At 57.8% G+C, this 8,063-nt stretch carries 4 protein-coding genes and 1 pseudogene; 4 read left to right on the top strand and 1 reads right to left on the bottom strand.

Annotated elements, in window-relative coordinates:
- Positions 1 to 570: IS6-like element IS6100 family transposase (locus VFO10_RS20840; protein ID WP_206160299.1), on the top strand; the 570-nt coding region annotated here is incomplete at its 5' end.
- A 30-nt stretch (positions 571 to 600) separates the two neighbouring features.
- Here VFO10_RS20840 and VFO10_RS20835 read toward each other — a convergent pair.
- Positions 601 to 726 (bottom strand): annotated as a pseudogene (locus tag VFO10_RS20835) (recombinase family protein); the annotation flags it as partial.
- A gap of 125 nt (positions 727 to 851) precedes the next feature.
- On the opposite strand from VFO10_RS20835, the gene VFO10_RS20830 reads away from it, so the two are divergent.
- The 3 genes from VFO10_RS20830 (at position 852) to VFO10_RS20820 (ending at position 7,945) form a co-directional block, all read left to right on the top strand.
- Entirely contained in the window at positions 852 to 3,737 is a 2,886-nt protein-coding gene (locus tag VFO10_RS20830; RefSeq protein WP_001138082.1) for a Tn3 family transposase, read from the top strand.
- Between the two features lie 349 nt (positions 3,738 to 4,086).
- Positions 4,087 to 6,063 carry an alpha-amylase family glycosyl hydrolase gene (locus VFO10_RS20825; RefSeq protein ID WP_325143813.1) on the top strand — a complete coding sequence of 659 codons (1,977 nt, stop codon included), beginning with the start codon at positions 4,087 to 4,089 and terminating at the stop codon, positions 6,061 to 6,063.
- A 214-nt stretch (positions 6,064 to 6,277) separates the two neighbouring features.
- On the top strand, positions 6,278 to 7,945 hold the full coding sequence (locus VFO10_RS20820) for a hypothetical protein (RefSeq protein WP_325143811.1): 1,668 nt from the start codon (positions 6,278 to 6,280) through the stop codon (positions 7,943 to 7,945).
- Positions 7,946 to 8,063: the final 118 nt, after the last annotated feature.

The following is an 8,063-nucleotide window of genomic DNA, read 5'->3' as shown; positions in this document are numbered from 1 at the left end:
TGGCGGCGTGGCTTTGATCCGAGCTGGCGCCTGGATGAAACCTACGTCAAGGTGCGGGGCAAGTGGACCTACCTGTACCGGGCAGTCGACAAGCGGGGCGACACGATCGATTTCTACCTGTCGCCGACCCGCAGCGCCAAGGCAGCGAAGCGGTTCCTGGGCAAGGCCCTGCGAGGCCTGAAGCACTGGGAAAAGCCTGCCACGCTCAATACCGACAAAGCGCCGAGCTATGGTGCAGCGATCACCGAATTGAAGCGCGAAGGAAAGCTGGACCGGGAGACGGCCCACCGGCAGGTGAAGTATCTCAATAACGTGATCGAGGCCGATCACGGAAAGCTCAAGATACTGATCAAGCCGGTGCGCGGTTTCAAATCGATCCCCACGGCCTATGCCACGATCAAGGGATTCGAAGTCATGCGAGCCCTGCGCAAAGGACAGGCTCGCCCCTGGTGCCTGCAGCCCGGCATCAGGGGCGAGGTGCGCCTTGTGGAGAGAGCTTTTGGCATTGGGCCCTCGGCGCTGACGGAGGCCATGGGCATGCTCAACCACCATTTCGCAGCAGCCGCCTGATCGGCGCAGAGCGACAGCCTACCTCTGACTGCCGCCAATCTTTGCAACAGAGCCGATATTGTCCCGTTCGACACCTGCGGCGCGCAAGGCGTCGTGCTGCAGGTCGAGAGACTGCGAGCCATCGGCTTTGGAGACGCGGGCATATCCGATCAGCATGTATCACAAACGTTGGTTTGAGGCGGCGCTTCGGCCACGATTGCATTGACCTCTGGAAATGTATCTCAACCAGCTTCATAAACAAAGCGTCTTGAACGCTATCAGATTTTGAAAAAGGAACATGTATGCCGCGTCGCGTCACTCTAACCGATCGGCAGAAAGACGCGCTGTTGCGCTTGCCGACTTCACAGACGGATTTGCTCAAGCACTATACGCTGAGTGATGAAGACCTTGGGCATATCAGGCTGCGTCGGCGCGCTCACAACAGGTTCGGCTTCGCCCTGCAATTGTGTGTCCTGCGCTATCCCGGCCGGGTGCTGGCTCCAGGCGAACTGATCCCTGCAGAGGTCATCGAATTTATCGGAGCGCAGCTTGGCCTGGGTGCCGACGATCTCGTAGACTATGCTGCCCGCGAGGAAACACGGCACGAGCATCTTGCCGAGTTACGGGGGCTCTACGGCTTCCGCACCTTCTCCGGACGTGGTGCGAGCGAGCTGAAGGAATGGTTGTTCCGAGAAGCCGAGATGGCGGTGTCGAACGAGGATATCGCCCGTCGCTTCGTAGCCGAGTGCCGACGCACCCGCACTGTCCTTCCCGCGACATCCACGATCGAGCGGCTTTGTGCCGCGGCTCTCGTCGATGCCGAGCGACGCATCGAGACGAGGATCGCCAGTCGGCTGCCTATGTCGATCCGAGAACAGTTGCTGGCATTGCTCGAGGAGACGGCTGATGATCGGGTGACCCGTTTTGTGTGGCTGCGCCAGTTCGAGCCTGGCTCGAACTCTTCGTCGGCCAACCGGCTGCTCGACCGGCTCGAATATCTGCAACGCATCGATCTCCCCGAGGATCTGCTTGCCGGCGTTCCTGCCCATCGGGTGACTCGTCTGCGCAGGCAGGGTGAACGGTATTATGCCGACGGCATGCGCGATCTCCCGGAGGACAGGCGGCTTGCGATCTTGGCTGTTTGCGTCTCGGAATGGCAGGCGATGTTGGCCGACGCAGTGGTCGAAACCCACGACCGGATCGTCGGCCGTCTCTACCGTGCTTCGGAGCGTATTTGCCATGCAAAGGTCGCAGACGAAGCGGGGGTGGTGCGTGACACCCTGAAATCCTTCGCCGAGATCGGGGGCGCCCTGGTCGATGCACAGGATGATGGCCAGCCGCTGGGCGATGTCATCGCGAGTGGGTCAGGGTGGGACGGCTTAAAAACCCTTGTTGCAATGGCAACCAGGCTGACCGCCACCATGGCCGACGATCCGCTCAATCATGTGCTCGACGGTTATCACCGCTTCCGCCGATACGCTCCACGCATGTTGCGCCTGCTCGATCTGCGAGCTGCGCCCGTTGCACTGCCGCTTCTGGAAGCGGTGACGGCCCTTCGTACCGGTTTGAACGATGCCGCGATGACCAGCTTCTTGCGGCCCAGCTCGAAATGGCATCGCCACCTTCGGGCCCAGAGGGCTGGCGACGCTCGCCTATGGGAGATCGCGGTGCTGTTCCATCTGCGCGATGCGTTCCGCTCCGGAGATGTCTGGCTTACTAGGTCCCGGCGCTATGGCGATCTGAAACACGCACTCGTTCCGGCACAATCCATCGCGGAAGGCGGTCGTCTCGCTGTGCCATTGCGGCCGGAGGAATGGCTGGCAGACCGGCAAGCTCGCCTCGACATGCGGTTGCGCGAGCTTGGCCGTGCCGCTCGCGCAGGCACGATCCCGGGCGGGTCGATTGAAAACGGCGTTCTGCATATCGAGAAACTCGAAGCCGCCGCGCCGACAGGCGCCGAAGATCTGGTGCTCGATCTCTACAAGCAGATCCCGCCCACGCGCATCACCGATCTCCTGCTGGAGGTGGATGCGGCGACCGGCTTCACCGAAGCGTTCACCCATCTGCGCACAGGAGCACCCTGCGCTGACCGGATCGGGCTAATGAACGTTATCTTGGCGGAAGGGATCAACCTCGGCTTGCGCAAAATGGCGGATGCGACAAACACCCACACCTTCTGGGAATTGATCCGCATTGGACGGTGGCATGTCGAGGGCGAAGCCTATGACCGGGCGCTGGCCATGGTGGTCGAGGCACAGGCAGCGTTACCCATGGCCCGGTTCTGGGGCATGGGCACGTCGGCTTCGAGCGACGGACAGTTCTTCGTCGCTACAGAGCAAGGTGAGGCCATGAACCTGGTCAACGCGAAATATGGCAATACCCCGGGCCTGAAAGCCTATAGCCACGTCTCCGACCAATATGCGCCGTTCGCAACCCAGGTGATTCCTGCAACGGCAAGCGAAGCGCCTTACATCCTCGATGGCCTGCTGATGAACGATGCTGGACGCCATATCCGCGAGCAGTTCACCGACACGGGCGGCTTCACCGATCACGTCTTTGCCGCATGTGCCATTCTCGGCTACCGGTTCGCTCCGCGCATCCGCGACCTGCCATCCAAACGGCTCTACGCGTTCAATCCGTCGGCCGCCCCGGCGCACCTGCGAGCGTTGATCGGCGGAAAGGTCAACCAAGCCATGATCGAGCGCAATTGGCCCGACATCCTGCGCATCGCCGCCACCATTGCTGCCGGGACCGTCGCGCCAAGCCAGATTCTGCGGAAACTCGCCTCCTATCCGCGGCAGAACGAGCTCGCGACAGCCCTGCGGGAAGTCGGTCGCGTCGAGCGCACCCTGTTCATGATCGACTGGATTCTGGATGCCGAACTCCAACGGCGTGCCCAGATCGGGCTCAACAAAGGCGAAGCTCATCATGCGCTGAAGCGGGCAATCAGCTTCCACCGCCGCGGTGAAATCCGCGACCGTTCCGCCGAAGGCCAGCATTACCGCATCGCCGGCATGAATCTGCTCGCCGCCATCATCATCTTCTGGAACACCATGAAGCTCGGCGAGGTCGTTGCAAACCAGAAACGCGATGGAAAGCTGCTATCGCCCGATCTCTTGGCCCATGTTTCGCCGCTCGGATGGGAACACATCAATCTCACCGGAGAATATCGCTGGCCAAAGCCTTAGCGTAGGATTCCGCCCCCTCCCGCAAACGACCCCTTTTCCGAGTGTTTAGAAAAACTTAATAGAGGGTGTGAAACCCCCGTCGACACTGGCTTTTATCCCGAGAGTGCTCAACGCTTCAGAATTCATCATGCATTGAGATTATGCGGGTTCCTGAAGGACGACATACAGATGCATGTAGATATGGCATACAGAACCTTCGTTGAGGTAGGGGCTTGCGGTTATGCACATGCTTGTGAGTTCACGAGCATATTCTCATTTGTTATAACCCGCCTAACTTCAGTGCAACGCAACGAAGTGTACTCCGTGGAAACTTAGGATGGATCCGGGAGTAAGCTTCAGGGGGGAATTGATGAACTTTGTTTTAGGATGGGTCACAACTGTTGGCCTTGCAACACTCGGCATGTCCGGAGCGGCTTTCGGGAAGACGTGTCAGTGGACCTTCACCTACAAGAATGCGTCCGCGCAATCGGTGTGGATGACAGGTTCGTTCACGGACTGGGCCAACAATCCCAATCTCGGTGCGATACCCTTCGCCAAATCCGGTGACATCTGGACCGCGAAAGTCACTCTGCCCGAAGGCAAAACCCTTTATAAGTTCGTGGTCGACGGTCGCAACTGGATCGCCGATCCCAATGCGCTCGTCAGTGAAGCCGATGGCTTTGGTGGTGTGAACAGCACCTACCAATGCGGAACGGAACTGGCGATCACGCAGCCTCTGCCGCAGTGCGGCAATCCCGAAGCTTTCGACTGGCGGGACACGGTCATGTATTTTGCCCTGGTCGATCGTTTCTATGACAGCGATGGCAAGGGTTTTCCCGTGCCTGGCGCCAGCGGTGGCAATCCCAATAACGGAGCCTCGGCTCAGTATGTGGGCGGCGATTTCAAAGGCGTCACCAAAAAAATGGATTACCTCACCGACCTCGGTGTGACCGCACTCTGGCTGTCCGCGCCCTACGATGCGCGGGATGATGCCGGCAATTCCGTGACCCCTGATCGTGATCCCAATAAATATTCGGGTTATCACGGTTACTGGCCATCCCCTGCAAATATCGACTACAGCAACCCCGATGCCCCGAATCCCCGGCCAAAAGTGGAATCCCGCTTTGGCAGCGAGACCGAGCTGAAGGAACTGATTGCGACGGCGCATGGTGCGGAAAGCGCCAACGGTCATGGGGTCAAGGTCCTTTTCGATTATGTGATGAAGCACGTCGACACCAACTCGGGTCTTTATCAGGCGAATAAAGGCTGGTTTGCCACCCAGAATGGTCGCATTCGGGTCTGTGGCCCGGAAAACCTTTGGGATGATCCGTACTGGACCACCCGCTGTTCATTCACGGACTATCTGCCCGGCTTTGATTTCTATAAGCCTGAAGTCCGCCGCTGGTCGATCAACGACGCGGTCTGGTGGGCCAAGGAATACCAGGTGGACGGTCTGCGCCTGGATGCGGTGAAGCACATTCCTACCGAATGGCTGACCGAACTGCGTCAGGAGCTGAAGCAGGCCATTCCCGATCCTGCAGGGGACCGTTTCTATCTCGTGGGCGAAGTCTTTGATTACTTCAGCAAGGACAATCTGAAGAAGTTCGTCGATTCGCAGAGCATGCTCGATGGGCAGTTTGATTTCCCCTTCAAGAAAACGGCCTGTGAAGCCCTCTTCCGTCCGGATGGGGACATCGGCTATCTCGATTACTGGCTATCGACCAATGATCGTTACTATGATCGTGGGCTCTATAACAAATCCCTGATGGTGACCTGGATCGGCAACCATGACATTCCCCGCGCGATTCACTTTGCCAGTCGGCAGATCAGTGACTGCGTGCTCGGCAGCATTCCTGAAAACGGCTGGAACAGCGGACAATTCCAACAGCCTCAGGACGCGGCGCCCTACGAGCGGCTGGGCGTTGCCTTTGCGACCATGCTCACGAACCCTGGCATTCCTTTGATCTACTACGGTGATGAAATCGGTCTGGCGGGTGGGGGAGATCCCGACAACCGCCGCATGATGCCCTGGGACGATCGCCAGCTGAACGTGCACCAGCTCGCGCTGCGTGACAAGGTCAGGAAGCTGGCCAAGATCCGTGCGGAGTATAAGGTGCTCGGCCGCGGCCAGCGGAAGATGCATTATGTGGATCGTGATGCCTGGGTTTATTCGATGGGTGGTTGCGAGAGCCTGGACAAGGTGACTGTGGCTATCAATAAATCCGACAGCTGGAAGAACGTGGCCATTCCTCAAGGGACTTACGAGGACCTGATGCAGGGTGGAGCGGTGACAGACAAAACCCTGAGTCTGGCACCTCGGAGCTTCCGGGTTTTGAAATCCAGGTGACGATGAGGGCGGGCTTCGGGCCCGCCTTTGTACCCGATACTCACCCATTCTGATGATTTTTCTGTATACGCTCGTCTGCTGATTAGTCCTTCCAAGTCCCCGATATTCCTTCCTTAAAAGAATTTCCCACGCTGCTTTTTCATTTCCACCGATACGTTCTTTGTAAATGCTGCACATCGAAAACGGATAGGTCTTGAGAAAGGACTGCAAGAGTATGAAAAAACTCGCTCTCATTGCGACATTGGCGATCATGGGGCAATCGTGTGGAACCGCCCTGGATCTGCGTCACCGTACCCAAAACGAGGATGATTCGTCCGCAGCCCTCGCGGGAAAAAATGTGGATGAATTGAGCAGTAAAGCCTGGACGCTTATTCAGTCCGAACGTCAAAGATATTTGGATAGCTATCTCGCTACCAACCAGGCGGCCCTGGATTCCTTCACGAAGGCGCCTGTTGGTTTCAATGGAACTCCGGCGGTAATTTTGAGGCTCCTGCCGGACGTTCTTCCAGAGCTTTGGTCGGATGCATCCGTGGCTTCGTTCACAGGTCTCTTTAAAAATAGTCCAAATGATCCCTTTTACTACGGCATGAGTCTGACCAAGGCGCCGTCGACCTCGCCGACCCCCTCGACGGTTCAGTTCACCTGTGCGGCCTGTCACACAGGGCGCGTGATCGGACCTGATGGCCGGCCGCGCATTCTGGTTGGGGCTCCGTCCACGAGTTTTGATATCAACGGTTACCGCACTCTTCTCACAGGGTCGGTCACGCATCCGAATTATCTTTATGAAAAATTTCGTGATGCGCTTCTGGCAAAACCTGATGGGGCGCTTTATGGACCCGATCGTATTGCGGATGAGAGGATGGATAAGGCCATCTTCATGAGCGGGCCGGTCGGCAGTCCGACCGTGGGTCAGCAGATGGTGGAAGGCTTTAAAAATAGCCTTTTGCAGCGCAGCGCCTTTGTGCAGCAAACACTGGGTGCATATAGCTATCATGGGGACCTCACCCTTTTGAAAAACAGTCCGGGTCATGTGGAAGCCTTCGGCTTTGCGACCCTGGCCTTTCTTCCCTTGACCGAATTCCAGGCCGATCCGACCGGAACTGTGGTGAAATACTTCGGCACCAATCCCTCCGTTGCGGACATCATGAGTGTCTGGCGCCAGAAAGATCGCGTGTCGGCCCAGTGGGATGGCAACATTCGCAATAACCTGATCCGTAACCTCGGTGCCGAGCTGGGTGTGGCGGGGGATCCGCGGATTGTGAACTATCAGAACGCAGTGCTGACGACACCTTTCGTATCCGAGCTGCCGGCTCCCGTCTATCCGTTCTCCGTCGATCTGAAAAAAGCGGTCGCGGGCCGCGGCATCTATCAAAAAGCCTGTGCCCGCTGTCATGAATCCGAGTATTTCATGGGAATCAACGAAGTCGGCACCGAACCCGGTCGCGCCAACGGCTTGACCGCGGACGCACGGCTCCTTTTGGTCAAAAACCTGAAAGCCTCGTGCAGTGATCTGGCCAATCCTGACTGCGAGGCGTCCGACGAAGACATCATCGTTCCACGACAAAGCAATCCCGGTTATCTCGCTCTGCCATTAACCGGCCTCTGGGCTCGCGCTCCCTATCTGCACAATGGTTCGGTTCCGACTATCGCGCAGCTTTTGGTTCCCGCAACCCGACCGGCAGTCTTTAAAACCGGCAGCCTGAAGTATGATCAGGTCAGGATGGGTTTTGTTTGGGATCAGGATGGGAAAGCGTTTGATACCTCGATCCTTGGGTACTCGAACCAGGGCCACGCGGATATCAAAGTGTTCAATGGCGGGATTGATTTCGCGAGGCAACCCGAGAAACTGAAGGAGCTGATTGAGTATCTGAAGACCCTTTGATTGGGCATGAGCGGGGCCTGCGGCCTCGCGATCCTGGAAGAAAAAATTAACCACGAACCCGGTCTTTACTTCTCGCTGCATGACCTCCTTGCCGACATAATCATAGGCGGGAGGTCCT

This window comes from Oligoflexus sp. (genome assembly GCF_035712445.1).
Lineage (GTDB): Bacteria > Bdellovibrionota_B > Oligoflexia > Oligoflexales > Oligoflexaceae > Oligoflexus.
The sequence above is the reverse complement of the archived record's forward strand: the minus strand, read 5'-3'. Positions and strand labels throughout refer to the sequence as shown.

Coding starts and splice junctions, on each gene's coding strand:
- VFO10_RS20825 (WP_325143813.1), top strand. CDS start 4,087: ATGAACTTTGTTTTAGGATGGGTCACAACTGTTGGCCTTGCAACACTC.
- VFO10_RS20820 (WP_325143811.1), top strand. CDS start 6,278: ATGAAAAAACTCGCTCTCATTGCGACATTGGCGATCATGGGGCAATCG.
- VFO10_RS20830 (WP_001138082.1), top strand. CDS start 852: ATGCCGCGTCGCGTCACTCTAACCGATCGGCAGAAAGACGCGCTGTTG.